The organism is Streptomyces sp. NRRL B-1347, from assembly GCF_000720325.1.
GTDB lineage: Bacteria > Actinomycetota > Actinomycetes > Streptomycetales > Streptomycetaceae > Streptomyces.
In genome coordinates this window covers 1-293 of sequence record NZ_JOJM01000313.1, presented here as the reverse complement: position 1 = coordinate 293, position 293 = coordinate 1, and the positions used below count along the sequence as shown (strand labels likewise).

The window sequence follows — 293 nt, the reverse complement described above, 5'->3', positions numbered from 1 at the left end:
CGCGGGCCTGCCAGGTCGAGCGGATGTTGTGCTCGCCCCGGTACTGCTGCAAGTACTCGTCGACCCGGTCGGCCACCCACAGCAGCGCCAGCTCCCGCAACGCGGTCAGATTGCCCGGCCGGAAGTAGTTCGACAGGGCCGCGTCGACCTTGTCGGCCTTGTAGATGTTCCCGTGCGCCATACGACGGCGAAGGGCCTGCGGCGACATGTCGACCAGCTCGATCTGGTCCGCGCGCCGCACCACCTCGTCCGGCACCGTCTCGCGCTGGCGCACCCCCGTGATCGACTCCACC

General features: G+C 69.3%; 1 pseudogene. It reads right to left on the bottom strand.

From position 1 onward, the window contains the following. Positions 1 to 293: pseudogene (locus IG74_RS47430) on the bottom strand (histidine kinase); the annotation flags it as partial.